Genomic DNA, 24,969 nt, shown 5'->3' with positions numbered 1-24,969 from the left:
TCAGGAGTCAACGTGTTTTCCCATGAACTCATTGCGCGATACGGCGCGCTGGTCGTATTCCTGAGTGTGCTTGGCGCGTCACTCGGCCTACCTGTGCCCGCTATGCCCACGCTGATTACCGTAGGGGCCAGCATCACAATTGCAACCGGTAGTCAGCAATTGGCAGCGGCTCATTTCGCGTCGACGTTGGGGGCGGCCGCATTAGCCGGAGTGCTTGGCGATCTCGCCTGGTATGAGGGCGGAAGGCGATTCGGCGAACGCACGCTTCGAACGGTGTGTCTCTTATCGTCGTCGCGTGATACTTGTGTGAGAAAAACCGAGCGGTTCTTTGGGCGCTGGGGTGTGCGAGTTCTGATCGTCGCCCGTTTCGTCCCCGGCCTGTCGCTCGTTGCAGTTCCGTTGTGCGGGGCAATGGCGGTCAGGTTGCGGTACTTCATCGCATGCGATTGCGTCGGAGTGGCCTTGTGGGCTTCCGTCGCGCTCGCTATCGGTGGAGCTTTCGCCGCTCAGATCGAATTGGTTTTCGCGGTGATTTCGCATCTCGGCTGGCGGGCATTAGCTGTGGTCGCAAGTGCACTCGCGCTGTATTGGTGCTTTCGTTATTGTCGGCATCTCATGCTGTCGAAAGCGCTGGAAACGGCCCGGATCGATGCAGTGGAGCTACACGGTTTGCTAACGGGCGAGCCCCGACCGGTCATCTTCGACATTCGTTCCGCGGAGAGGCGGACGCTCGATCCGTTCGTCATTCCGGGCGCCGTGTTTGCCGACGAACGCAAATTCGGGGAGATAGTACGCGCGTACGACGCGAACCGGACATTCGTCATTTACTGCTCGTGCCCGGGTGAAGTGTCCGCCGCATGGATGGCTGGCCGTTTGCGCCGCGCCGGAATCAGACTTGCGTTGCCGCTGGCCGGAGGCATCGACGCATGGCGCGAAGCTGGTTTCAATGTCGCCCCGGTGACAGCAGCCGGCGGCGAGCGCCGTGCGCAGTAAATATTGGCGGGGTGCGGGATCTCATGACGGTGTACTGATCGGCGCGAATAATCGCGCCGACGTATGTGCGCGGTTTGCCGGGTGCAGAGTTTTCCAGAACCAATGGTGGGCGGGCGGCGCATCGCGCAGCTTTTTTATGCGGCTGCACGTCGCTACAAAAGCGGACTGCGCGTCGAACCGGCCGTCCTCAACAGCCAGTCGGCACTGTTGCTCTTTATCGACGGCGCACTCGGATCGGCGCAAACGTACGAGACGGATAGTGAGCGCATTGTGCGCATACAGGTGCCGCGAAATCCCGACAAGCTGGCGCGCATCGCGGCCAGATTCGGCGGTCGATGATCCGCGACCCGGCAATGTCCGGTCAACTCGTGCTGCCCATGTCCGACGATCATTCGGCCCGCCCCTTCACCGACAATTCGCTCGCGAGCAGCTTTGCCAGGAGTTACGCCGGCGTCGTTTTGTTCCTCGCCATGGCCAACGAAGGCAGCTTCACAATGGGGGTGACCGTCTCGGCATTGGCCGCTCCGCCGTCAGCGGAAACGTGCAGAAACTCGAAGCGTAGCTAGATGCGCGGCTTTTTCTGCGCGCCACCCGCAGCACGTCTGCTGACCCGCGAGAGCAAATTGTTTTATCAGAACTGCCATCCGGGCGTCGAACGCATCGCGCAGGCGCTGGAGGGCATGCGCGAATTGCGCAACGGACCGCCGCGCGGACATCTGCGCATATCCTCGACACCGGGATTCGGCCGCAAGATCGTCGCACCGCTGCTACGCGGTTTTCGCACGCGGTATCCAGACATCGCGTTCGAGTTGTTGCTGAACGATCGTCCTGCCGACTTCATCTCGGATCGCGTCGACGTCGGGTTTCACGACGGGCGTATGGAAGACAGCGAGGCCGCGGAAAAGCAACTGATACCTATGCCGATGATCGTCTGCGCGTCGCCTCTCTATGAGAGAAGACACAATCTTCCGCGTCAGGTCGAAGAGCTCGTCCAGCATCGGTGCGTCGACTTCCGCAGTGCGTCTGGACGTGTAAGCGATTGTGAGGTTAAGGTTGACGGACTCATACAAAAGCACTCGACGGCGAGGGCATCGCTCAATTGCCGGCCTATCAGGTCTGCGATCTATTGCGGCAAGAGCGTCTGATGTCCTGTCTGGTCCAATATGCACCGGACGACCGCGGTCACTACCTCTGTTATCTAGGTCGCAAGAATCTGCCCTCCAGAATCCGCGTGTTCATCGACTACATGGCGGAACAAACGCGCCGCGCTCGACCTGCGATGCCTGACCACCATGACGGCGGTGCCGGCACTCTGATTGGTGCTTTGGCGGCAACACGGTGCGTCCCGGCGCAAGCCTTCCCGACGGGCTGACGCGCACCTACGATGCACCTAGACGCTGACGGCGCATCGAGGCCGGTCTGGCGCACTATCCACAGAGAAAGATCATGAATTTGCCGGGTGTCGAGCCCGGCGTTGCCAAAGGACTCGTGCGTAACACGGGACGTTTCTGTCCGTACGCGAAGATGGCGCGCGAGGGGATCGTGAGCGTGGTCGCACTCGCGCGGCCGGATAGCGTGGCAAAGCTGTAAGCCGGCATGCGCATTTCATGCGAACGATCGAGCCGTTATCGACGACAACCTGACCCCGCAGCCATGGGACTTTAAACCCGGAGGCGATGCATTTTGCAGGCTATTGCCGCTGGAAGTCGCAGGAGAACCGGAGATGTGTGGATCTGACCCATGGTCGCAGATTATCGGACGGCTGAGCGCGCATTGGCATGAGACTGCATCGGCGGCTTACCAGGTTTCGGGGCGCCGCAAGCGACGCAGCCGCACGGTAGTGGCGGATACGGCGCTCAGGCTCCCTGCGATTCGAAGCATCGAATGGCAAACCGACACGACCGTGCTCGTTTCCTGGAGCGACGCTACGCGGGGCAGCTATCTCGATCAGACGTGGCGCGCCGGCTATGCGCGCGTCAGGGGTATTTGCGCGCTCAGCGGCATGTCGGTCAAACGGGGCGACGTGGTGTTCCGGCCGTTCCACCGTGGCACCGCACCGCCGTCGAACGCGCTCGACATGATCCTTGCTTCGGTGCTGGCGAGATGTTCAGAACGCCAGCTTGTGCTGACCTGATGTGGGGCGGAGATCGTTTGGGCTCCGGCCCGCGCTATCGCAGCAACACGCCTTCGCGGATTTCGACTGGCCGCCCAACCACCCATGACAGATTGCGCTCACCATGTCCAACGGGGAAGCCCCCGTAGATTGGGACACCGAGCGGCGCCAGCACATCCAGCAGCACGTCCGCAAGCGAGTAGTCGGCTCCGGCTGGCAACGGACAGCGGACGAACTCTCCGAGCACAATCGCACGCGCGCCGTCGAGGATGCCGGCGTGGCGCAGCGTCATAATGCTGCGGTCAATGCGGTATGCAAGTTCAGTAACGTCCTCCAGCACGACAATCGAGTCGCGAAAGCACGGCTGCCAACGGCTGCCGGCCGTGCTCGCGAGCACTGTGAGGTTACCGCCGACAAGCGGCCCTTCGATCGAATCAGCCGGCCCATGCAATCGTTCGAGCGGCAGCGGCGCTGGCGTGACCCCTGTGAGCGTATCGAGAACACTGCGGCGCGACACGTCGTCGACTTTTGTCGCGAGGCCGTTGAGCGTCGGCCCGTGAATCACGCCGATGCCGGGAATCTGCCTCAGGGCGTAAAAAAGCGCGGTCGCGTCAGAAAAGCCGATCACGGTTTTCTCGCATGGCACGGTAGTGGGCAGCGCTGGCAGCACGTGCGCGCAGCCATAGCCGGCGAGTGCGATCCAGACGATATCGACCGCTGGGTCCGACAATGCCGCAAGCATGTCGCCAGTGCGATGTTGATGGGATCCCGCGAGATACCGGAACCGGTCAGCCACGTGCGCGCCTACGGAGACAGAAAAGCCCCAACTCTCGAGCAGCGACACCGCCTGTGCGAGGTTGTCCATATCAGGAACGCCTGCCGGGGCGACGACCGCCACCCGTTTGCCTTCCACTGTCACGTCGGTTGCTCCACTGTGTTGACCGGTCGACGGATGCCGACCTGTTTGCAGGCGACGCTGAGGTATGCTCCGCGCAAAAACCCGATTTCGTCCTGGAAAACAGACATCGTTGCGCTGAACCCACTCCTTGTCACCAGTTGGAATTCCGTTCGAAATCGATTGTCAGCGATTCGGGCGACGAAGTCGATCATCACTTATGCCAGTAAGCGGCCGTTGGCGACCTCACCCAATCGGCCAACAGGCGTCATTCGACTTTGCCTCAAGGATCGTTGACAATCTGCCTGGTTAATTTATTTGTTTCGAGTAATTCAGTCTGTATTTCGTACTCGTTTCATCATCGACGTTTCTCCACGCGCCCATCCATGCACAATCTCGGCGAGTTGTTTCCTGTTCTGCTTGTCTTGGTCTTTGCACTTATAAAGTGGTAACGGTGGCGAGATGCCAGGGCGTCTGGAATGACGCCTGCGCAGTTCGCGCTCGCCCAGTCAGAGACTTCAGAAAAGCTGTTGATGCGAGCACAATGGATTCGGATGCTAGGGTGGAGTCTGATTATTTTTCCGATTGTCTCAGTGGCAATGTCGCAGACTCACCATCAAGACTCCCTGTTTATGGTTATTGGCGAAATGGTCATGTTAGAAATATTTCTGGGGGGACTTGGCTGGTTCATGCTGTGGCTGGCCAGTCAGCTACGGGAACGCGCTCGTCAGATTGGGGGGGCTCCGTAGGACGTCTGGAAGTCCGCTGTCGAGCGGCAAAGACCGCTTCGGTCGGGCTGCATCATCCCGCTCTTCAGTTTCATCGCCGGAAAGCGGCCAGTGGCAACTCGCGGCCCGGGAGCGGGCAGTCGTCAACGAGTACTCCCGACCTCGCCGGTCATTCAACGCCAAAAGTGGAACGTCTGGATTCAACCGGATAGCGGACCCCGCCTCCGGGATAGACGGTGTTCCCGATGAGCGACACTATCAACGGGAGCTGGGGTCGACGTAGACAATCTCGCGTAACGCGCACGAGGTGCGTGTCTCACGAGCGATATCGGTCAATGATTTCGAAAAGTCGCTCACAGGACGTGGCGAGGTGCTGCTCAGGCGCCGTGGCAACACCGAGCAAAAGGCCGGGTAAGGTCCACGACGGGGTCGCAAACCACACGGACAGCGGCGATGGTGCCATGCCAGCGGCCATCGCTTCGCGAACGATCCGCACGTCGGGCGCGCCGTCGGGGAGTCGGAGAAGTACCGCCAGACCGGCGTTGACCCACTCCGCGTCGCGCATTCGCAACTGCTCGCATAGCGCGTCGCGCTGGGCGGAATATAGACGCTTAAGCCGGCGCACGCGCCGGACGTAGTGCCCATCACGCATGAATTGAGCGGTGGCGAGTTGAATGACTGGCGATGGTGCCGGTGCAAGCGTTGCGGCCACCTCGGAAAATGCGTTGGCCAATTCGTTTGGCGCGGCGACAAAGCCAAGGCGCAACCCCGGGCTAATCGTCTTGCTGAAGGAGCCGATGTGAATGACCCGTTTGCCCTCGTCCAGCGACGCCAGGGCAGGTGCCGGCCTGCCTTGCAGTTGCAGTTCGCCGAGGTAGTCGTCTTCGATGATCCAGGCGTGGCTCGAGGCTGCCCATTCGAGCAGCTGAAGCCGCCGCCTCAGCGACAGCGTCGAGCCCAGTGGCGCTTGTTGACCTGGCGTCACGACAGCTAGCGCGGCGTCCGCGGCGTTTTCGATGCCATAGCCTACGTTGAGGCCTTCTGCATCCACCGGCACCGGCACCATATTCAAACGCGCGAGCTCCAGGCCTTTGCGGGTGACCATGAAACCGGGCTCTTCCATCCAGACCTTCTTGCCTTCCAGACCTAACACCCGCAGCGCAAGGCCTAAGCCGGCGCTGTATCCCGAAGTGATAAAAATCTGCTCCGGGTAGCAGTGGACGTTTCTGGCGATGGAGAGATAGCCCGCGATCTCTCTGCGCAATTCGAACTCCCCTCTGGGATCTGGATAGAGCAGTGACGACAAGCTTCCCGTCTTCAGCAGATTCGAAGAGCGCGCGCGTGCAAAAAGCTGTTCCGGCAGACCTTCAAACGCCGGTATGCCAAGCTGGAAGATCGCCGGCCCGGCGTTCATCTCCTCGTAAGCCCTCATAAACGCGCCGAGTTGCGGCGCTTGCGGTTGCGTCGCCATCACGCGCGGCCGCGGGGCGACGCGGGTGCCCCCCGCCCCGAATGTTTCGATCATCTGGGCATCGCATAACCGTTCATATGCCGCTTGGACCGTACCGCGCGCCACACCGAGCTGCGCCGCCAGGTCCTGCCACGAGGGCAGCCGCGTGCCGGGTGCGAGCAGCCCCGCCTCTATGGTCCTGCTAATGCTCGCGCGAATCTGTTCTGCCAGGGGCAGCTTCGCTGTCCGGTCGAGCTGAATCTGCAGGTCTGGATGCATGTTCTTGGTACACACGAAAATGGGGAATCTTGGTTCTTCTATTCGTACCATCGTTGGTACAGAATATTCCCACCATAGCAGGTAGAAATGTGAGCTCAATAGGGAGATGCCAGGCCATGATCCATCGACTGACCCCAATGGCTAACCATTCGTTTACCGAACTATCCATTTACCCATAGGACTAGCGATGAACAACGCAGTCATCGAATGTATCCTGAGCCGCAGCGCCGCCAAGTACTACGACACTGCTGCGACCTTGAGCGACGACCAGATCCGCGAACTGGTGCGAATCGGCACCTCCGCGCCGACGTCGTTCCACTTGCAGAACTGGCGCTTTATCGCCGTACGCACGCCCGAGGCCAAGGCCCGGCTGAGCCCGATCGCCTGGAACCAGCCCGCGATCAAGGACGCAGCGGTCACGTTCATCGTGTGCGGCCAACTGGTCGACACCAGTGTCATACCGGAGCGCCTGGCGCCGCTGGTGGAAGCGGGGGTGATGCCGGCCGAGATGGTGCCGGAGTGGGAAATCCCGGCACGCAATCTGTACATGGCGTACCCGCAGCGTCGGCGCGACGAGGCCGTACGCACGGCCACGTTCGGCGCGTCCGCGATGATCTATGCGGCCCGCTCAATGGGCTTGGGCTCAACGCCGATGATCGGTTTCGATGCCGAAGCCGTGCACCGCGAGTTCGGACTGGCCGGGGACGAAGTACCGGTCCTGCTGTTGTCCGTAGGAGCAGAGCGAGCCGGAAACTGGGCGCAGAAGCCGCGCCGTCCCGTGGCCGATGTGCTGGCGCTCGTCTAATGACTAGGAGAGCCGGTGATGTGCGGGACGCACGCGGCGGCATGAACCGCCGCTCCAGGCCTGAACGGGTGCCCGATTCCGCTATTGCCTTTCCAAAGCTGCCGGAGAAACTTGCATGAATATCCTGCACATCGATTGCAGTCCGCGACGGGAGTCGCACAGTCGACAGCTATCGTCGGCAGTCGTCGAATACCTCCTCACGATTCTCCCCGACGCGCGTATTAGCCGCCGTGATCTGGGACATGAACCGATCCCTCACGCCGGCGCCGACTATGCCGCCGCGCTCGCGACGCCCGCGTCGCTGGCCGCCGCAGGGCGTTCTGCCGACGCGCTACTTCTCGCCGAGCAACTCATTCAGGAAGTGGAGCGATCCGATGTCGTTGTCATCGGCACGCCGATGAACAACTTCACCGTCCCGTCCGTTCTGAAGGCGTGGATCGATCAGATCCTTCGTGTCGGTCGCACGATGAAGTCGACACCAGCCGGCAAGGTCGGAATGCTTCAGGACCGTCCCGTATTCGTCGCGATCGCTTCGGGTGGTGTGTTTGCTGGTGAGCGAGCCAATCAGCCGGATTTCCTCACGCCTTATCTCACCGCCGTACTCGGCTGCATCGGTCTCAATACAGTCCATTACCTGCCTTTGCAAGGCACAGCGTTTATCGATGAGGCTCGCGCAAACGAACTTCGCCGCTCGCTCGTCGCGACGATCGAACCGGCGATGGTCACTCCGGTGCGCAGCCTCGCTTGAATAAGCGTCAAGCCGGCAACTTATGAGGAATGTTCGTCCTTGCGCGTCTCAATCGTGGAAAAGTTGTCGTCGACAACGATCAGCGTATGCTGGAGCGACCCTTGTTCGGGTCATTGCGCTGCTCAGGTCTGGGGCATCTGTGTTGCGCGCGCGGATGCCGTTTGTGTGCTGTCCGGTAAGCCGATACGCCGCGGCGATCCGATATTTCGTCCGCGTGTGTACCGATCGCAAGTGCCAGTCAATCGCCATCGCATGATTCTGGCTTCGGCGGTAGCCGGGTTTCCCGAGAAACCATCCTGTTAAAAGTACTAAAGTATGAGCACCTCACAAAAGGTTGTTGTGGTTACCGGCGCCTCGCGCGGGATGGGTGCTACGATCGTCCGGGCGTTTCGCGAACTCGACTGTGCCGTCGTCGCTACCTCGCGTTCGATCGAGCCGTCGGACGACGCGAACTTGCTGGCAGTAACCGGTGACATCGGCGACCCGGCCACCGCGCGACGGGTCATCTCCGAAGGCGTCGCACGATTTGGCCGGATCGATACGCTGGTGAACAACGCCGGCATCTACATCGGCAAGCCTTTTACGGAGCACACCGCGGAAGACTATGCCGCCGTGATGAACGTGAACATGGCAGGTTTCTATTACATCACGCAGCTCGCGATCGGCGAAATGGAAAAGCATTCGAGTGGTCATGTGGTGAGTATCACGGCCAGCATCGATCAGGTCGCAATCAGCGGGGTCTACTCGGTCCTCGCTGCGCTCGCGAAGGGCGGCATCAACGCTGCCACGAAGTCGCTGGCGATCGAATACGCGAAGAAGGGAATCCGTGTGAATGCCGTCGCGCCCGGAAACATAGCGACGCCGATGCACGCTCCTGAAATCCATGAAGCGCTGGGAGCTTTCAACCCGATCGGACGCCTGGGCGAAACCCGCGATATCGCCGACGCGGTCGTCTTTCTCGATTCGGCGCCGTTCATTACTGGAGAAATCCTGCACGTCGATGGCGGGCAAAGCGCTGGCCACTGAAACGCTCTTTTCCATGCCGAGGCCTAACGGAGTCCTATGTCCCAAGTCGATTGGCTGAGCCACCTGCTGCAAATGATCACCATTACCGGTCGGCTGGAAGTCCGTTGCGCGTATGGCGCGCCATGGCGTGTGTCCTGGGCTCAGTCCAGTGCGCATGAGGTTCCCTACCACGTCGTGCTCAAGGGCCGCGCCATTATCGAGGACCCCGAGACAGGCACGGCGCGGGAACTGGTAGCCGGCGACGTCGTGCTGCTGCCTCACGGATCGGCGCACGTGCTGCACGACGGCGGCGGACTTGCGCCCGGGCCTACGTGCGAGCGCCGTGATTCCGCCGGATTGACGTTTAGTGAGAATGACGGCCCGGGCGAACGTCTGGACATGCTGTGCGGGCGCTTTCTCATCGGGCCGCCCCATGATCGGCTGATTCGCAATTACCTGCCCACAAATGTAGTGGTCCGGACCATGGAAGGTCAGGGTGAAAAGGAGGTGGGGTCTGCTCCAAACCAGCTGGCCAGTTTCGTGGGGATCATGCGCGAGGAGTCCACGGGCGATAAGGTCGGTGGATACGCGATCGTCAACGCGCTTTCCTCGGCACTCTTCACGCTGGTGTTGCGCGAGGCGAGCGAATCCGAAGAAGCCCCGGCAGGCCTGTTGGCACTGGCCGGCAATCCGCGACTGGCACCGGCCATTTCAGCCATGTTCGCCGATCCGGCGCGGCCTTGGAACCTGCCTGAGCTAGCCGACTTATGCAACATGTCACGCGCTACCTTCATGCGGCGCTTTCAGGACACGCTAGGGTGCTCGGCTATCGATCTGTTGACCGATATCCGGATGAGCCTGGCTGCCAACGAGTTGAAGAAACCGATGATGACCACCGAGGCCGTGGCCGAGTCAGTCGGGTATCAATCGGTGTCGTCATTCCGGCGTCTGTTCACCGAGAGGATGGGCATAACGCCGGGGCAATGGCGGCGTCTCGCGCCCAGCGGCCGGTAAGGCCGCGAATTATCGCTTCGCTTTGAAGTATGGTGCGAACGGGGCGCTGGGTGGGCTGCTGCGCCGCTCATCCGGGCGAGCGACCCTCGACGCATTTGCCCATACCCGCCGCGCGCAAAACACCGATCTTCATGAGACGAGACAACATGCGCCGTGCGGTGCCGAAAATCCAGGGATGGATTGTCCGGGCCGACTTGATCCTTTTGGATACTTTATTGAGCAGATCCAGTCTCGAAAGCGGCATCGACGGCGCCTAAAGTGGAGGCTCCTAACCGCCTGACGCCTCATCGACGCCACGCAGGCTAATACGAGAGATTCCGACTCATGAGCGCACAAGCCTTCGAATTTGACGGACCGCACGGCTACCGGCTCGCCGGCAGACTGGAATCGCCGGACGGCCGGCCGCGTGGCTGGGCCATTCTCGCCCACTGCTTTACGTGCGGCAAGGACAGTCTCGCCGCCAGTCGCGTGGCACGTGCGCTGGCCGCTCATGGCATTGGCGTGTTGCGCCTCGACTTTGCCGGATTGGGCAATAGCGGTGGGAGCTTTACCGATACGACTTTCGCCGCGGACGTAGACGATCTGGTTGCGGCCGGCAACGCGATGACCAGAGACGGCAAACCGCCATCGATTCTGGTCGGCCATAGCCTCGGTGGCGCGGCCGTCCTGATGGCTGCGGGCCAGATGTCGGGTATTCGTGCGGTGGCCACGCTGGGCGCCCCATTCGATACCCGCCATGTATTGCATCAGTTCGCCCCACTAAGCCTTCAAACCATCGAGACGCACGGGGAAGCGGAAGTATTGCTGGCTGGCAGGCCGTTCGTGTTGCGCAAGAGTTTTGTCGACGACCTGGCGTGTCACAACCTCGAGTCGCGAATCGCCGGGTTGCGCATTCCATTGCTGGTGCTGCATTCGCCACTGGATTCGACAGTGGGCATCGAGAATGCCGCGCGTATTTTTGCAGTTGCAAAGCACCCGAAGAGCTTCATTTCAATGGACAACGCCGACCACCTGCTGACACGCCGAGCCGACGCGGACTATGCCGCCGCGATGATCGCCACCTGGGCCAGCCGGTATCTGATTTCTTAATTTGTATAACGTGTGCTTTGCGCTCCGCATGGGGTGAAAGCACACGTACACCTGCACCTACTCATCTACACAGAGGATTCCTTATGAAAAGCGAAATTGCCATGACTAACCCCGTCATCGAATGCATTCTGAACCGCAGCGCGGCCAAGTACTACGACCCAGCCGCGACCTTGAGCGACGAGCAGATCCGCGAGCTGGTACGGATCGGCACGAGTGCGCCGACATCGTTCCACTTGCAGAACTGGCGCTTTATCGCTGTACGCACGCCCGAAGCCAAGGCACGACTAAGTCCGATTGCGTGGAACCAGCCGGCGGTCAAAGATGCAGCGGTCACTTTCATCGTCTGCGGCCAGCTTGTCGAAACGAGTGTGATACCGGAGCGTCTCGCACCGCTGGTGGAAGCGGGCGTCATGCCTGCAACCATGGTGCCGGAGTGGGAAATCCCGGCACGCAATCTGTATATGGCGTACCCGCAGCGCCGCCGCGACGAGGCCGTACGCACTGCCACTTTCGGCGCGGCGGCGATGATCTATGCGGCCCGCTCGCTGGGCCTGGGGTCTACGCCGATGATCGGTTTCGATGACGAAGCCGTGCACCGTGAGTTCGGACTGGCCGGGGACGAAGTACCGGTCCTGCTGTTGTCCGTAGGAGCGGAGCGAGCCGGAAACTGGGCGCAGAAGCCGCGCCGTCCCGTGACCGAGGTGCTGCAGCTGGTATAGGCGCGTCGACGCGACAGCGGCCACACCGGAAAGACCAAGCCGCTTCAAGTGAAAGACAAGCACAAGGTGCCTGCTGCTTAAAGGGCAAACCCGCTTCGACCCAAACCTGGGCGCGAAGCAAACCAACGGATGGTCTCCCAATGACCGTTCTCAATATGTAAAACCAGTAATCAAGGATGACTATTATGGCAAGGACTACTATTTTAACGACGGAACAGGTACCGGCGGATTCGAAGCCGACGCTCGATGCTTTCACCAAAAATATCGGCTTCACCCCAAATATGATGGCGAGTTTCGCGCAAAGCCCGATCGCGTTCAACGCATGGGCCACGCTGCTCGGTTCGCTGAGCAAAGCACTTGATGTGAAGACGCGTGACAGCATCGGTCTGGCTGTCTCCGAAGTGAACGGCTGCAACTACTGCCTGACGGTGCATAGCTTTACCGCCGAGCATATGGCGAAGCTGCCAGCCGATGAAATCATTCTCGCTCGCAAAGGACATGCCGCCGACCCGAAGCGCGACGCCGCCGTCCAGTTCGCGCGCAAGGTCATCGAGGCCCGCGGGCAAGTCAGCGACGCCGATCTGAAGACCGTTCGCGATGCCGGCTACACGGATGCAAACGTGATGGAGATCGTCGCGCTGGTGGCCATGTACTCGCTGACAAACTTTTTCAATAACGTGTTCGATCCCGAGAAGGACTTTCCCCCGGTTACGCCGGCCGGCTCGATCTGAACGCTATTCCCTCGTCCGTGAGGGGATTGGGAAGCGAGGCGGAAGAGCCGGTCATGCCCCGGCTCGGCCCCGCTGACTTACCCAGGAGAAAAAGCATGACGCTCGAACATCCGATTTTCACGCGCTGGCCGGCGCGGCACCCTGATCGGCTCCAGCTCTTTTCGTTACCGACGCCCAATGGCGTCAAGGTCGGCATCATGCTGGAGGAAACGGGTCTCGCGTATGAGGCGCACCGCATCGACATCATGGCAAACGAGCACCATGATCCGGCTTTTCTTGCGCTCAATCCGAATGGCAAGATTCCGGCGATCTTCGATCCCGACGGTCCGGGCGGACGACCGCTCGCGTTGTTCGAATCGGGAGCAATCCTGATCTATCTCGCCGAGAAGACCGGGCAACTCCTCTCCACCGATCTCGTCACTCGCTACGAAACGATCCAGTGGCTGATGTGGCAGATGGGTGGTGTCGGGCCGATGTTCGGCCAGGTTGGCTTCTTCAACAAGTTCGCCGGCAAGGCCTATGAGGACAAGCGCCCGCGCGACTGCTACGTCGCCGAATCAGCGCGGCTGCTGGGTGTCCTCGACCAACGGCTCGCGGGCTGGGACTGGGTGATGGGCGCTGACTACAGCATCGCCGATATTTCACTGCTTGGCTGGGTGCGCAATCTGGTCGGCTTTTATGAAGCGCGTGAACTCGTCGGCTTCGACCGCTTCTCGCATGTCCAGCGCTGGTTCGAGCGTGGTCTCGCGCGCCCGGCGGTGCAGCGTGGGTTGGCAGTGACTGCGGCGTGAAGCAAGGCTGCCGGGAAGTTCTGCAAAGCGACGCATAAAGCTCTCGAACTCTTTTCAAGCGAGGATATCCGTGATCGAAATTAACGCCGACGTCGAGACGATCATCAAGCGAGCGATATTGTCATTCGTCGCGACAGTCAACGAGGACGGAACGCCGAATCTTTCGCCGAAGGCGTCCTTGACGGTCAGGAACGGCGTTCTCTACTTCGCCGATATCGCCTCGCCCGCGACGATACAAAACCTGAAACGCAATCCCGCCGTCGAGATCAACGTAATCGACATCTTCCAGAGGCGCGGCTATCGATTCAAAGGCCATGCGTCGATCCTGCCGTCAGGCGATGACGAGTACTCGATGATCGCGCTCTGGGTCCGCGCGACGAACGGCCGGGAGTACCCCGTCGATCACGTCGTCAGGATCGAAACCGTTTCGATCACTCCGCTGTTGTCGCCAGCGCATGTATTCGCCGAGCCTGCTCGAAGTCAGGACGAAATCAGGGACAGTTACTATCAAAAGTACGGTGTGAAGCCCACTGGCGAATAGGCGCGGGGTACGTACAAGGGGCTCGCGAGGCCGGTCCCGACGATGCGCGCCGATCAGGATTCCAGGAGAAATTTATGCTACCGGTTGAGATCAAAGCCATTGAAAAGGACGACTTTGACAATTGGTTTCCTCTGTGGAAAGGCTATCAGCGATTCTACGAAGTGGATATTGCCGAGTCGGTGACGCTCGAGACATGGGCGCGCTTCCTCGACCCAAATGAGCCGATGCATGCGGCGCTTGCCATGATGGGCGAACACGCCTTCGGGTTGGTGCATTCTGTCTATCATCGATCCACCTGGACAACAGCCGACTATTGCTACCTCCAGGACCTGTTTGTGGCGGCCGATGCGCGCGGCGGCGGCATCGGCCGCGCGCTGATCGAGCATGTGTATGCGCAGGCGAAACATCGCGGGGCGGCGCGCGTGCACTGGCTGACACACCAAACCAACTCTACCGGTATGCGGCTTTACGACAGCGTCGGCGATCGCTCAGGTTTTGTCCAGTACCGGAGACTGCTCATTTGAAGATTCTCGTGCGGAGATGTCCTCAGGACTCCTGCGACGCATGGCAGCCCCGCGTCCTTTTGATCCCTTTGATCATTGTATTGAGCAAGTGCAGTCTCGAAACCGGTATAGGGCAAGCCTGAAGTGGAGGCTCCTAATCACCGGCCAACAACCTGAATTGGAAACCCGAAATGACTATTCGCGCAGATCAGCTCCGTCTTCAAATCGCCGAAAAAAGCGCAGGCTCGCTCTCTAGTCTGGCTCTGCTCAGATGGGCGCTTGTTATCGTCTTTCTTTGGTTCGGGGCAATGAAATTCACCGCCTACGAAGCCAACGGCATCGCTCCGTTCATCATCAACAGCCCGATCATGAGCTGGTTGCACTCCCTATTCGGAGTTCAGGGGGCAAGCTACGTTGTAGGCGTACTCGAACTGTCAACTGCAGCAGCTCTGATTATCGGAGCCTTCCTGCCCATTTTCTCGGCATTGGGCGCAGCGATGTCGGCTGCGACCTATTTCATCACGCTGACCTTCTTCCTGAGCACGCCAGGGGTGGCAGAAGCCACAGCGGGTGGGTTTCCGGCGATTTCAGCCTTGCCTGGCCAGTTCCTTCTTAAAGACGTCGTTCTACTGGCTGCATCGCTTTCTCTCCTTGTGGCGTCCATCCAGGCCTCGTGGGCCAACGCTCGGAAGCCGTGAACTGGATGAACTTTCGATACCGCGAATGCCGACTCCACGAGAAGCATTCCACCCATGAAGATGAAGAGGAAAGCAACGTGAAACAGTCCACCGGGATCGGCGACAGAATCGCCGACAAATCTTCACTGCCCGACGAGTGCACTATCCGAGACTGGATGGGGCCCGACGCGTTCGAGCATTGGGTCGAACTGCGGAACTGGATCGAGGCCTCCTATCCCGGTGTATTCGCGCCGGACTGGCTATATGGCGGCAAGAAACGCGGTTGGGCACTGCGCTACAGGAAGACCAAGGCCTTGTGCACGCTGTTGCCGGGATACAGGCTGTTGTCGGTTCTGGTGGTCTTGGGACGAGCTGAACGAGAGCAGTTCGAGGCACGGCGTTATTTCTGGAGCCCACAGTTGGTCAAGCTCTACGATGAAGCCCGAGCCTACCCTGACGGAAAATGGTTGACTGTTCCGATTTCATCCGCGGATGATCGGCATGAGGTGACAGAGCTTATGCGTATGAAGCGGCCTACGCTTTCATGCGAATCTGACAGCCGCCCTTGACGCTGTCCTCGCGCATGACTGAAAGTGGCCCGGTTGAGGCGGAGCCATCCGCAACTTGCTCGTCGGAGACTGGCCATTGAACGAGGGCGCCCGGCGACCGAGCGGGGCGATCTCCTCGACGCAGCGGTCATGCAAAAGGGCGCCGACCCGACCCGAAACGGACGGTCAAGCTAGCGCGACCTCGATGGTTGCTTCCGAAGTCAATCGGACATCCGCTTACACCGACGTCGTCGCGCCCTCGCGGCCGTTACGGATGCCGGCAGCTGCTATCACACCCACGTCGCACCCAGACGTCCGTGTGCCGTTTATGCAACACGCGATGCGCTAACGGTTTTTGACAGACAGCCGTTCCAGACTTTGATAGCCTTTGTCGTGGCCGGATACCCGACGACAGGAGGGCTTCACTATGCTGCGATGGCTGGCAAACTGGGCTTCACATCACGCCCCCACTCCCGAGAAACAGGCGGAACGTGCACTGAATGACCTGCGTATGGAACTGTTCCAGGCGGAGCAGCATGTGCTCGATGCGCAGTTACGCGTGGATTACTATCGGGCTCGGCTGACCTTTCTGGAGGAGGTGGCCAGTAAAGGTATCGAGCAGGTCTCCGATGAGCGCAAAGGCTTGCAGGAACCGTCGCCGGCATTGAGGCCAGGCCTGAAACTGACCGCGGCGCAGTAGAGTTCCGGCTCACACCGCGGTGCGCCGTGCTCAGGACGCGAAAACCGGCCTCGGTATGATCGCCTTGGCCGGGGGCGTGGCGGCGCGACGGTTAGCACGAGTGACGCCCCCGACTGGCGTACGTTCGCGCGCGCGGTCGCGAAGGACGGTTCACTGCCGTGGTCCCGTACGTTTCATGCGTATCCGATATAGACGAGCGCTGCGCAGACTGAGCGGCGAGACCCGACTATCCGGCAACCTGCACCCGGCGGAGCCCATCAATGTGGCGGTCGGTTGTCGCCGCACTGACGGGCCATGGCCCAATGACGGTAGGTTACAGATCCGAGAGCGTTCCTCAATATGTCACTTCCTGAGAAGCTTGATAATGAGGCTCGCGCTGAACTCCTCTGCTAGCTGCGGAAAGCCATTGCTTTCCTCCGATTCTAGTCAAAAGTTTGCTCTCCACTTTCCCAGGGACAATGCCCTCCGGCGGAGAGGGCGAAAGTGGTTAGTCCAGGGTGGATTCAGACCTTAGCCGGAGCCAGTCAGAAGCGAAATCGGCGGCGTGTCGGGTTTAACCTCATTCATTTGATCAGAATTAGTAACGCCTTGGAGCCCGATGGTGCGATGATGGATCCACGTCGACAGCACTAAATAAGCCCGGCTGTCTTATTGACAAGGCTGTACGCCGGGCGCGATGTTCGATCGTCACAAAAGCTGGGCCTCGCGGCCGACGCGCCGCGACCCCCTCACTCTCGGGAAAGCCATGCGACTGTCGCACTTTATCCTGGACGAAATGGAAGCCATTCTTGTTGAATGGGAAACCTTCGCCGCCACGTTGCTACCTGCGGCGCAGGGTATGTCGTCTCTCGAACTGCGCGACCATGCCAGGCCGATTCTGGAGGCGATTGCAAGGGACTTGTCTACGCCGCAAACGCGGCAGGCGCAGCTCGACAAATCGAGAGGTCTCGCGCCTGTACTGGAGAACGCGCCAGAAACGGCTGCACAGACCCATGCGGTGCTGCGCGCGCGGCGCGGCTTCGATATCAACCAGCTGTGCGCGGAATACCGCGCATTGCGCGCGGTCGTGCTGCGGCTGTGGCAGGATAAGGGCGGGGCGCAACCGCTGGAACTTGACGATGTAATCCGTTTTAACGAAGCGATCGATCAGGCGCTGACCGAATCGGTAAGCTACTTCAGCAGCCAGGTGGACCGGTCACGCAACCTGCTTCTCGGCATGCTCGGGCATGATATGCGCAGTCCGCTTCAAACGATCCAGATGACCGCCCACCATCTTGCAAAACTTAACGACGGTGAGGACATTTCGGTCGCCGTGGCCAGGTTGATCAGGAGCGGCGCGCGGATGCAGGCGCTGCTCGATGACATGGTGGACTTCAGCCGGACGAAACTTGGGCTCGGAATCCGGGTGGTGCCAGCGCCCGTCGATGTGGCGGCCCTGGTCGGCGACGAACTGGACCAGCTACGCGTTGCGCACGGAACGCAGAGGGTCGAGCTCGATGTCAAAGGCGACACGGGCGCCGTGTGCGACGGCCGGCGAATCCAGCAGATGGTGGGCAATCTGGTGGGAAATGCAATCAGGTATGGGGAGCCAGCGGCGGCCGTCAAAGTGGCTGTCATCGGAGAGGACCGCGAGATATCGATCGTGGTGACGAACTGCGGACCGGCAATACCGCCGTCCGTTCTGCGCCGCGTGTTTGAGCCTCTCGAGCGGGGTCCTGATGCAGAAACGCGGGCGGGCTCCCATGACGGCCTTGGTCTGGGACTCTACATTGCAAGAGAAATTGCCCGTGCTCACGGCGGCGAAGTAGACGCGCACTCTAACGAATCTGAAACCGTATTCACCGTTCGGCTACCTCGTCGCGCTCCGGACGTGGGTGAAGGTCGGCCGCGTGAGCGCTAGTTCCGTCAGCTGCCGGGCCGCCTCCTACCAATCAGCGGCGCAGACGAGTCGCTCCAATGCGCTCCTGCGGATGCTGGTGCGATTCGCTCCCGTAAAGGCCACTTTAACCTCGGGATAAAAGCAACACACCGTTGAAGTTGAGTGCAAACTGCTCGCTGATCTGTTCAGCAGTGACTGCTTCGAGCGGTGCCGCCGTTCCCGCACCTGCATTCGCAAAGATCACGTCGATGCGTCCAAACGTTTCGACGATATCGGCGATTGCCTTGTCAATCTGGGCGGGGTCGCGCAAATCGACCGACAGGGTGACAGCGCCGGCACCGAGAGCGCTGGCGGCGTTGGCCAGGCGTTCCGCATTCGTGCCGGTGACGACGACCGTGGCCCGTTCGCTCTGGAGTTTTGAGGGACCGAGACTCCGTAGCACGCTCGCGGCACACCTAGCCGCGCCTTTCTGTCAGGTCTGAGAGTTCCTTCTGAAGCGCAGCGAGGAACACATTCACGCGGTTCGGCACATACCGCCGGCTCGGGATGACGGCCCACACCGACAGGTCCTCCATGGAGGCATCTTGCAGGCGCACTTTGACAAGCGAGTTGTCAGCTAACTGCCTGAATACGTCCCAGTTGGTCAGCATCGCAAGTCCCAGTCCCTGCACGGCGGCCGTACGCGCCGCCTCAACGCTGGTTGTAGTGACGTAGCCTTCAATGCGCTTGCGTATCAACTTGCCGTCGACGATGAGCGGCCACCGCCCGACAGCATCGAGTCTGATGCAACGATGTTGGTCGAGGTCTGCGACCGTGTCAGGTTGCCCGTACCGCTTGACATACTCGGGTGAAGCGCAAATAAGACGTGGGTTCGAAGCAATCTTTCTGGCCACCAGTTCTGAATCTTCCAGCGGTGCAATGCGCAACGCGAGATCCAGCCCCTGCCCAACTATATCGACCTGGCGATCTGACAGATCGAGGTCGATACGAAGGTCGGGGTTGCGTTCCAGCAAGCCGGGCAGCATCGGCAATACGACGGATTGTCCGAAACCACTCGGTGCGGTCATGCGCAGCACGCCGGACGCAGTGCCCGGTGACGGACTCAGTTCAGCTCGCGCGCCCGCTTCCGCATCTACCATCGCCTTGGCATACGGGACAAAAGCCTCACCTTCTGCTGTCAGGGTCAGGGAACGAGTGGTCCGATGAAAGAGGCGCACGCCAAGGTCTTCTTCGAGCGCGGCGATGCGCCGCGATACCTGCATAGGCACCACGTTCAGCTGACGCGCCGCCGCTGACAGGCTTCCCGCTGACGCCACGGCCAGAAATGTCTGAACGTCTGGGAGGAACATCGTTTATATCCAAAAGTGTTAGGGCGGCTTCACGGTCCGGCCTCTGTTTCCCGCTGCCCCCGACGCCTACTATGGAGTCACCTTCTTCACGAGACGAGCCGCGAAATGAACGACGCAACCTCTCCCATCCTTTCCCCGTATAACCGCAACGGCATCGCAGTACGCAACCGCATCGCCGTCGCGCCGATGACGCGTATCACGGCCACGGAATACGGGCAGCCGACCCAAACCATGTTCGACTACTACAAGCGCTTCGCGAAAGGTGGCTTCGGGCTGGTAACGACTGAAGGCATTTACACCGACAAGGCGTTCTCGCAAGGATACCGGTTTCAGCCGGGTCTGGCCGACGACGAACAGGCGAAGGCATGGTCGACGTTCAATCGAGAGATGCAGGAGCAGGGAACCCCTGTGTTCGCGCAACTCATGCATGCTGGGGCGTTGAGCCAAGGCAACGTTTATCGAAGCCACACGGTGGGGCCGTCGGCCGTTCGCCCCAAGGGTGAACAGATGAAATTCTACTTAGGCGAGGGACTCTATGCTGAGCCTAAGCAGATGACCGACGCTGAGATCGATGAGGCTATTCAGGGTTTCGTCGACGCGGCACGACGTGCCGTGGATATCGCAGGGTTCAAAGGCGTGGAAATTCACGGCGCCAATGGGTATCTCCTCGATCAGTTCTTGACGGCGGGCACCAATCGTCGGACTGACCGTTGGGGCGGCGACACGAAGGCTCGGGTGCAACTGCTCGTCGATGTCGTGAATGCAGTCAGGCTCGACATTGGAAATGCTGTGCCCGTGGGCATCAGGATTTCACAAGGCAAGGTCAACGACTTTGGTTCGAAGTGGTCGGGGGGCGAGGCGGATGCAGAAGTGATTTTCGGCGCACTTGCAGATGCGGGCATCGACTTCCTCCACGTGACGCAGTTCGAGGCATGGCAGCCAGCCTTCGATGGCACGCACGACAGCCTCGTGACGCTGGCACGCCGCTATGCGCCCAACGTCACAATCACCGCAAACGGTAGCTTGCACACAGCGGCGCGAATTGAAAACGCACTGGCCGCTGGGGCAGACCTGGTGACGGTCGGCCGCGGCGCGCTCGCTAATCCCGACCTGCCCAAACTGCTCGAAAACCAGCGCGAGCCACGGACATTCGATAGTTCGATCCTTCAACCGATCGCCAGCATCAAGCCCGAAGAACTCGCGATGCAGGTAGCGGCCTGAACGTAACATCCGGTTGCGCGGCAGCCCGCAGCGCAACCGTCCTGCGGAACTCTTCAGCCTTCAGGCTGCGAGTTCCGCTTGTTGTTTCTTCTGCTGGGAGCGACGCCAATCCGCCGGCGTCATGCCAAAGCGTTGAGTGAAGGCGCGCCTGAATGCGGCCACGGATTGATAGCCGACTGTCTCGGCCACAACCTCGGTCGAAATGCCTGGTCTTTTCAGTTCGTTGGCAGCCAGCGCCATCCGGATATCGGTGAGGAAGTCATTGGGCGAACGGCCGAGCTTGTCGTGAAAGTGACGAATCAATGTTGCGCGCGACATGCTGCAGAGGTTCGCCAACTCAGGCAGCGTCCATGCCCGTGCCGGGTCGCTGAAGATCGCCGTGAGCGCGGGGGAGAGGCGCGGATTGCCTGCGAGCGCGAGCAGCCCGACGGGTGCGTCGTCGGACTCGCTCGCCACTCGCATTGTCAGTGCGAACAACGCTGCAGACAGCGTGTTCATCATCGCGTATCCGCCCAGATTGTCTGCGCTGGCCTCTGTTCGCATGAGCGCCACGAGACCGTTTAGCTGCTCCTGGGCCGCGCCGCGCATTTTCTCGCTGTCGTTACCGTTCACCGCCGCCGTACGTGTGACAAGTCGCGCCGGCAGATACGCACGGATGAACTGGTCGTGTGGCGGCGCCAGAACGATTCGCCCGCAGAGCATATCGAGACGAGGACCGGCGCCCCTGTTTTCGCTAATGGTCAGGTTCAGGGCGGCACGTTCGTGTGCCCGCTTAGGCCGCGCGCCGCTACCGTCGTGGAGCGTGTGGGCGGAGCCGTGCGCCAGCATCACGATGTCACCCGCACCAAGGTACTGCGGCTTGCCGGCTCCCGGTGTCTCAAGAACGGCCGACCCGCTGAGCACGATGTGATACGGCATCTCGCCGGGGTCCGAATCGCTATAGATAACTTCCCAGGGCGCGCCGTACGAGCAACGCAACTCGAGTTGACCGCGCACGGTCATCATGCCGAGCAAACGGCTCAGCCAATCTTGAGAGAGTGACATCGTGATCTCAGATGAAACTTTCGAGCATCATATTGCGAATTCGAGGACTCAACAAGCTCATTCGGGCAACCTAAAGTGGAGTCTCCTAGCCACCACTGACGAGGTCCATCATGAGTCGCATCGCTATCCCCGCTGTCCAGAACGCAACGGGCGCCACCGCCGAAGTCTACGGACGCGTTCGCAAAATCGCCGGCGGCAGTGTGCCGAATCTGTTCGCGGCGCTCGGTCATCTGGCGCCCGCCACATTGAACGCCGCGCTAGACGCGGAAGGTGCACTGGCGTCGAGCAGTCTGAGCAAGCAGGATCTTGAAACCATAAAGTTGCTCGTGAGCGAACAGACGGGTTGCGACTACTGCGTCGCCGCACACGTGATGCTGGGCAAGATGACCGGCCTGTCGCCCGATGCGCTCAAACATATTCGCGCCGGGCAGGCGACCGGAGATGCCCGGCGCGACGCCCTGATCCGTTTCGTGCTGCACCTGCAGACCACACGCGGCACGATCGGCGAAAGCGAACTCGCAGCGATTCGCGCAGCAGATTACAGCGATACGCAACTCGCCGAAATCTCGCTGGCGATCGCCATGACGATTTTCACCAACACCTTCAACCGCATCAACGACACTGACGTCGATTTCCCGCCAGTCAAGTGACGCCGGCGTTCCAGTGCAGATAGGCGGCGCGATGACGTGCCGCCCGCTCCGCAAACCTGTTGCGCCGACGGACCTATCGCGGTCGTCGCGCACTCACCCTTAGCTGGATTGGAGAAAGTCATGTCTCAGATCGAACAGTTCGATACATTGATTCTCGGTAGTGGTCAGGGCGGCAAGCTGTTGGCCTGGCACTTGGGCCGGTCAGGGCAACGCGTGGCCGTGGTCGAGCGGCAGTGGGTAGGCGGATCGTGCCCGGCGGTCGCTTGCCTGCCGAGCAAGAACGAAATCTGGAGTGCGCGCGTGGCGCATCTGACGCGGCATGCCGCCAATTTCGGAGTGGTGACGGGACCTGTCACCATCGACATGGCAAAGGTTCTCGAGCGCAAGCGCGGCATGGTCGAGCGCGAAGCCGCATTTCATGTGCAGGCGTACGAGTCGAGCGGCGCTGAGCTGGTCATGGGCGTTGGGCGGTTTGTCGGGCCGAAGACCATCGAGGTGCAACTGAACGATGGCGGCACGCGCACGCTCAGCGGAAGCCAGGTCGTAGTGAACGTGGGGACGCACGCCGCGATTCCCGATGTGCCCGGACTGCGCGCGGCCGCGCCGCTGACGCATATTGGCGCGCTGGATCTCGACCGTGCGCCGTCGCATCTGATCGTACTGGGCGGAGGCTATATCGGCGTGGAGATGGCGCAGGCTTATCGGCGCTTCGGCAGTCGCGTGACGATCGTCGAGCGCGGCCCGCGGCTGATGGCCCGCGAAGATGCGGACGTCGGCGCGGAAATGCTGCGCATTCTACGCGCCGAAGAGATCGATGTCGTGCTGGACGCACGGACGGTCAGCGTCGAGGGAAGCTCGGGAACGCACGTGCGCGTGATCCTGCGCACACCTTCGGGCAACCGGACACTGGATGGAAGCGACATTCTGGTCGCCGCCGGCCGCGTTCCCAACACAGCCGATATTGGGTTGGAGCACGCAGGCGTCCAGCTGGACGAGCGCGGATACATTCGCGTGAACGACCGGCTACAGACCTCGGCGCCCGACGTCTGGGCAATTGGCGAGGTCGCGGGCAGTCCGCAATTCACGCATGTATCGGTCGATGACTTCAGAATCGTGCGAGCCAACCTGGCGGGCGGCACTCGCAGCACTGGCGATCGTCTGATTCCGTACACGCTGTTCACGGATCCACCGCTCGCGCGCATTGGACTCAGCGAAAGCGAGGCGCAACGTCAAAGCGTTGCCGTTCGTGTCGCAACACTGCCAATGAAAAACGTGCTGCGGACCGAGGCGACCGACGAGACACAGGGTTTCATGAAGGTGCTCGTCAGCGCAAACGACGATCGCATCCGAGGCTTCACGATGATCGGCTCGGAAGCTGGAGAAGTGATGGCGGCGATACAGACGGCGATGATTGCAGAGCTCCCCTACCAGAAACTCCGCGATGCCGTGATCTCTCATCTGACCGTCGCCGAAGGCCTTGGACCACTTCTGTCGAGAGTGCCCGCCCGAGCTGGAGAGTGAGGAAGGTAAGTGATCAGGTTTAGAAGAAGGCGCAGCGGTGTGGAATGCCCGTCACCGCTGACCAGACATACTGGCGCGGTTTGTGAACGACGTCGACGCGAAGCATCTCGACGCGGGTCGAGCTTTCGTGGACCGCCTTGTGCCGCACCACGGATCAGGCGGCAAAATTTCGCCTTCTTGCCGTGGATGGGAGACCGACGCCGAAGAGAGCGCGTTCGTTCGGCATTGAGCCATTCGGGTGACCGCACTTTTAATCTATCCGATGACTCATGATGGCCGAACCTCGGCCGACGATCGACGCACCGAACCGGCCACGAGCTGCCGGTCACATGCGCCGCCGGCAGGCCGCTCAGGCGTCGGCTCTGCTTCGCAACCGGCCATCTGATTGTCGGAAGGCGAGCGCTCGTTCATCGGCCAGAAGGGACATCAATCTGAGCGGCCAAAGACGCCCAGCTCCACCGAGCGGGGGCGTGTCCCCTGTTAATCCCTGTCAGCTTGCCGGATTGCGTGCCATGACGATCCACGCCGCGCCGTCGATCATCACCGACCGCTCGCCGGGGAGGCCCGCGAAGGCGGCACGAACCGCGGCCGAGGCGCGGGCGCGGATGTCGTCGGGCTGATCAGCGAGCGCACGCGACAGTGGGCCGACCTCGAGCGTCATCTTCACCGCGTCGTCGATCGCCGCCTCCCGCGTCCCGCCCTCGCCGAACGGGACGGAAGCATCGAAGGGCGCGATAGCGATGTCTGTGAAGCCGGCTGCCGTCAGGATGTGCGACACCCGCCCCCGGTCGCCGAACGAAAATGGGCCTGGCGCTTCGGGATCGGGCAGCGCGCTCGGCGGGAGGATGCCCTTGAGCGCGCCCATCGGCAGGCGCACCCAATCGTTTTCGGCCGCGCCGCGCCAGCAGACGAAAGCGACCCGCCCTCCCGGCCGCAGCGCGCGTCGCATATGGGCGAACGCCGCTGTCGGATCGTC

At 60.9% G+C, this 24,969-nt stretch carries 26 protein-coding genes and 3 pseudogenes; 23 read left to right on the top strand and 6 right to left on the bottom strand.

What is annotated here, in order from left to right; translation table 11 throughout:
* Nucleotides 1–12: 12 nt before the first annotated feature.
* The 5 genes and pseudogenes from B0G75_RS37515 to B0G75_RS37495 all read left to right on the top strand — a co-directional run bounded on the left by B0G75_RS37515 (nt 13) and on the right by B0G75_RS37495 (nt 3,127).
* Nucleotides 13–993: a DedA family protein/thiosulfate sulfurtransferase GlpE gene (locus tag B0G75_RS37515; RefSeq protein ID WP_106314703.1), complete on the top strand. Its 981-nt coding sequence runs from the start codon at nt 13–15 to the stop codon at nt 991–993.
* Between the two features lie 78 nt (nt 994–1,071).
* Nucleotides 1,072–1,332: pseudogene (locus B0G75_RS41740) on the top strand (RNA polymerase subunit sigma-24); the annotation flags it as partial.
* Nucleotides 1,333–1,370: 38 nt separating this feature from the next.
* Nucleotides 1,371–2,309: pseudogene (locus B0G75_RS37505) on the top strand (LysR family transcriptional regulator).
* Between the two features lie 130 nt (nt 2,310–2,439).
* Entirely contained in the window at nt 2,440–2,583 is a 144-nt protein-coding gene (locus B0G75_RS37500) for a hypothetical protein (protein ID WP_374956950.1), read from the top strand.
* Between the two features lie 133 nt (nt 2,584–2,716).
* A complete protein-coding gene (locus B0G75_RS37495; protein WP_106314702.1) occupies nt 2,717–3,127 on the top strand; it encodes a DUF3331 domain-containing protein in 411 nt (136 codons plus the stop codon).
* A 34-nt stretch (nt 3,128–3,161) separates the two neighbouring features.
* Here the strand turns inward: B0G75_RS37495 and B0G75_RS37490 are convergent, their stop codons facing one another.
* Nucleotides 3,162–4,025, bottom strand: a complete 864-nt coding sequence (locus B0G75_RS37490; protein ID WP_106314701.1) for an LD-carboxypeptidase — start codon at nt 4,023–4,025, stop codon at nt 3,162–3,164.
* Between the two features lie 1,020 nt (nt 4,026–5,045).
* The gene (locus B0G75_RS37475; RefSeq protein ID WP_106314722.1) at nt 5,046–6,458 is read right to left on the bottom strand and encodes a PLP-dependent aminotransferase family protein; all 1,413 of its coding nucleotides are present in this window, start codon (nt 6,456–6,458) and stop codon (nt 5,046–5,048) included.
* Between the two features lie 187 nt (nt 6,459–6,645).
* Here B0G75_RS37475 and B0G75_RS37470 point away from each other — a divergent pair, with 187 nt between their 5' ends.
* The 15 genes from B0G75_RS37470 (at nt 6,646) to B0G75_RS37400 (ending at nt 18,229) form a co-directional block, all read left to right on the top strand.
* Nucleotides 6,646–7,263, top strand: a complete 618-nt coding sequence (locus B0G75_RS37470; RefSeq protein WP_106314698.1) for a nitroreductase family protein — start codon at nt 6,646–6,648, stop codon at nt 7,261–7,263.
* A 115-nt stretch (nt 7,264–7,378) separates the two neighbouring features.
* Nucleotides 7,379–8,011: an FMN-dependent NADH-azoreductase gene (locus B0G75_RS37465; protein ID WP_106314697.1), complete on the top strand. Its 633-nt coding sequence runs from the start codon at nt 7,379–7,381 to the stop codon at nt 8,009–8,011.
* A complete protein-coding gene (locus B0G75_RS37460; RefSeq protein ID WP_106314696.1) occupies nt 8,012–8,314 on the top strand; it encodes a DUF3331 domain-containing protein in 303 nt (100 codons plus the stop codon). It begins immediately after the preceding gene.
* Nucleotides 8,315–8,326: 12 nt separating this feature from the next.
* Complete coding sequence (locus tag B0G75_RS37455; protein ID WP_106314695.1) at nt 8,327–9,037, top strand: SDR family NAD(P)-dependent oxidoreductase; 711 nt, start codon at nt 8,327–8,329, stop codon at nt 9,035–9,037.
* A gap of 36 nt (nt 9,038–9,073) precedes the next feature.
* Nucleotides 9,074–10,030 (top strand): AraC family transcriptional regulator, encoded by a 957-nt coding sequence (locus B0G75_RS37450; protein WP_106314694.1) that lies wholly within the window; start codon nt 9,074–9,076, stop codon nt 10,028–10,030.
* A 324-nt stretch (nt 10,031–10,354) separates the two neighbouring features.
* Nucleotides 10,355–11,119 carry a S9 family peptidase gene (locus tag B0G75_RS37445; RefSeq protein ID WP_106314693.1) on the top strand — a complete coding sequence of 255 codons (765 nt, stop codon included), beginning with the start codon at nt 10,355–10,357 and terminating at the stop codon, nt 11,117–11,119.
* A 101-nt stretch (nt 11,120–11,220) separates the two neighbouring features.
* A complete protein-coding gene (locus B0G75_RS37440; RefSeq protein ID WP_219908323.1) occupies nt 11,221–11,838 on the top strand; it encodes a nitroreductase family protein in 618 nt (205 codons plus the stop codon).
* A gap of 185 nt (nt 11,839–12,023) precedes the next feature.
* Nucleotides 12,024–12,569 carry a carboxymuconolactone decarboxylase family protein gene (locus B0G75_RS37435; RefSeq protein ID WP_106314691.1) on the top strand — a complete coding sequence of 182 codons (546 nt, stop codon included), beginning with the start codon at nt 12,024–12,026 and terminating at the stop codon, nt 12,567–12,569.
* A gap of 95 nt (nt 12,570–12,664) precedes the next feature.
* Entirely contained in the window at nt 12,665–13,360 is a 696-nt protein-coding gene (locus tag B0G75_RS37430) for a glutathione S-transferase N-terminal domain-containing protein (protein ID WP_106314690.1), read from the top strand.
* 70 nt (nt 13,361–13,430) lie between these two features.
* Complete coding sequence (locus B0G75_RS37425) at nt 13,431–13,901, top strand: pyridoxamine 5'-phosphate oxidase family protein (RefSeq protein WP_106314689.1); 471 nt, start codon at nt 13,431–13,433, stop codon at nt 13,899–13,901.
* 74 nt (nt 13,902–13,975) lie between these two features.
* The gene (locus tag B0G75_RS37420; protein WP_106314688.1) at nt 13,976–14,425 is read left to right on the top strand and encodes an N-acetyltransferase; all 450 of its coding nucleotides are present in this window, start codon (nt 13,976–13,978) and stop codon (nt 14,423–14,425) included.
* Between the two features lie 170 nt (nt 14,426–14,595).
* Nucleotides 14,596–15,102 (top strand): YkgB family protein, encoded by a 507-nt coding sequence (locus B0G75_RS37415; RefSeq protein ID WP_106314687.1) that lies wholly within the window; start codon nt 14,596–14,598, stop codon nt 15,100–15,102.
* A gap of 77 nt (nt 15,103–15,179) precedes the next feature.
* Nucleotides 15,180–15,650: a DUF3788 domain-containing protein gene (locus B0G75_RS37410; RefSeq protein ID WP_106314721.1), complete on the top strand. Its 471-nt coding sequence runs from the start codon at nt 15,180–15,182 to the stop codon at nt 15,648–15,650.
* Nucleotides 15,651–16,056: 406 nt separating this feature from the next.
* Complete coding sequence (locus B0G75_RS37405; RefSeq protein WP_106307971.1) at nt 16,057–16,329, top strand: hypothetical protein; 273 nt, start codon at nt 16,057–16,059, stop codon at nt 16,327–16,329.
* 745 nt (nt 16,330–17,074) lie between these two features.
* Nucleotides 17,075–18,229, top strand: coding sequence for a sensor histidine kinase (locus B0G75_RS37400; RefSeq protein ID WP_106314720.1), 1,155 nt, complete (start codon nt 17,075–17,077; stop codon nt 18,227–18,229).
* Between the two features lie 103 nt (nt 18,230–18,332).
* Here B0G75_RS37400 and B0G75_RS37395 read toward each other — a convergent pair whose 3' ends face one another.
* Both B0G75_RS37395 and B0G75_RS37390 read right to left on the bottom strand, forming a co-directional pair.
* The gene (locus tag B0G75_RS37395) at nt 18,333–18,650 is read right to left on the bottom strand and encodes an SDR family oxidoreductase (RefSeq protein ID WP_106314686.1); all 318 of its coding nucleotides are present in this window, start codon (nt 18,648–18,650) and stop codon (nt 18,333–18,335) included.
* 13 nt (nt 18,651–18,663) lie between these two features.
* Complete coding sequence (locus B0G75_RS37390) at nt 18,664–19,557, bottom strand: LysR family transcriptional regulator (RefSeq protein WP_106314685.1); 894 nt, start codon at nt 19,555–19,557, stop codon at nt 18,664–18,666.
* Between the two features lie 105 nt (nt 19,558–19,662).
* On the opposite strand from B0G75_RS37390, the gene B0G75_RS37385 reads away from it, so the two are divergent.
* Nucleotides 19,663–20,778 (top strand): NADH:flavin oxidoreductase, encoded by a 1,116-nt coding sequence (locus B0G75_RS37385; RefSeq protein ID WP_106314684.1) that lies wholly within the window; start codon nt 19,663–19,665, stop codon nt 20,776–20,778.
* Between the two features lie 60 nt (nt 20,779–20,838).
* On the opposite strand, the gene B0G75_RS37380 is transcribed toward B0G75_RS37385, so the two are convergent.
* On the bottom strand, nt 20,839–21,822 hold the full coding sequence (locus B0G75_RS37380) for an AraC family transcriptional regulator (protein WP_106314683.1): 984 nt from the start codon (nt 21,820–21,822) through the stop codon (nt 20,839–20,841).
* Nucleotides 21,823–21,932: 110 nt separating this feature from the next.
* Here B0G75_RS37380 and B0G75_RS37375 point away from each other — a divergent pair, with 110 nt between their 5' ends.
* Nucleotides 21,933–22,472 carry a carboxymuconolactone decarboxylase family protein gene (locus B0G75_RS37375; protein WP_106314682.1) on the top strand — a complete coding sequence of 180 codons (540 nt, stop codon included), beginning with the start codon at nt 21,933–21,935 and terminating at the stop codon, nt 22,470–22,472.
* Nucleotides 22,473–22,592: 120 nt separating this feature from the next.
* A complete protein-coding gene (locus B0G75_RS37370) occupies nt 22,593–23,993 on the top strand; it encodes an FAD-dependent oxidoreductase (RefSeq protein WP_106314681.1) in 1,401 nt (466 codons plus the stop codon).
* Between the two features lie 490 nt (nt 23,994–24,483).
* Here the strand turns inward: B0G75_RS37370 and B0G75_RS41735 are convergent.
* Nucleotides 24,484–24,969, bottom strand: a pseudogene (locus tag B0G75_RS41735) (SAM-dependent methyltransferase); the annotation flags it as partial.

Origin of the sequence: Paraburkholderia sp. BL18I3N2 (assembly GCF_003001875.1) — a bacterium.
Taxonomy (GTDB): domain Bacteria; phylum Pseudomonadota; class Gammaproteobacteria; order Burkholderiales; family Burkholderiaceae; genus Paraburkholderia; species Paraburkholderia phytofirmans.
Note: the sequence above shows the minus strand (reverse complement) of the source record. Positions and strands in the feature narration are given on the sequence as shown.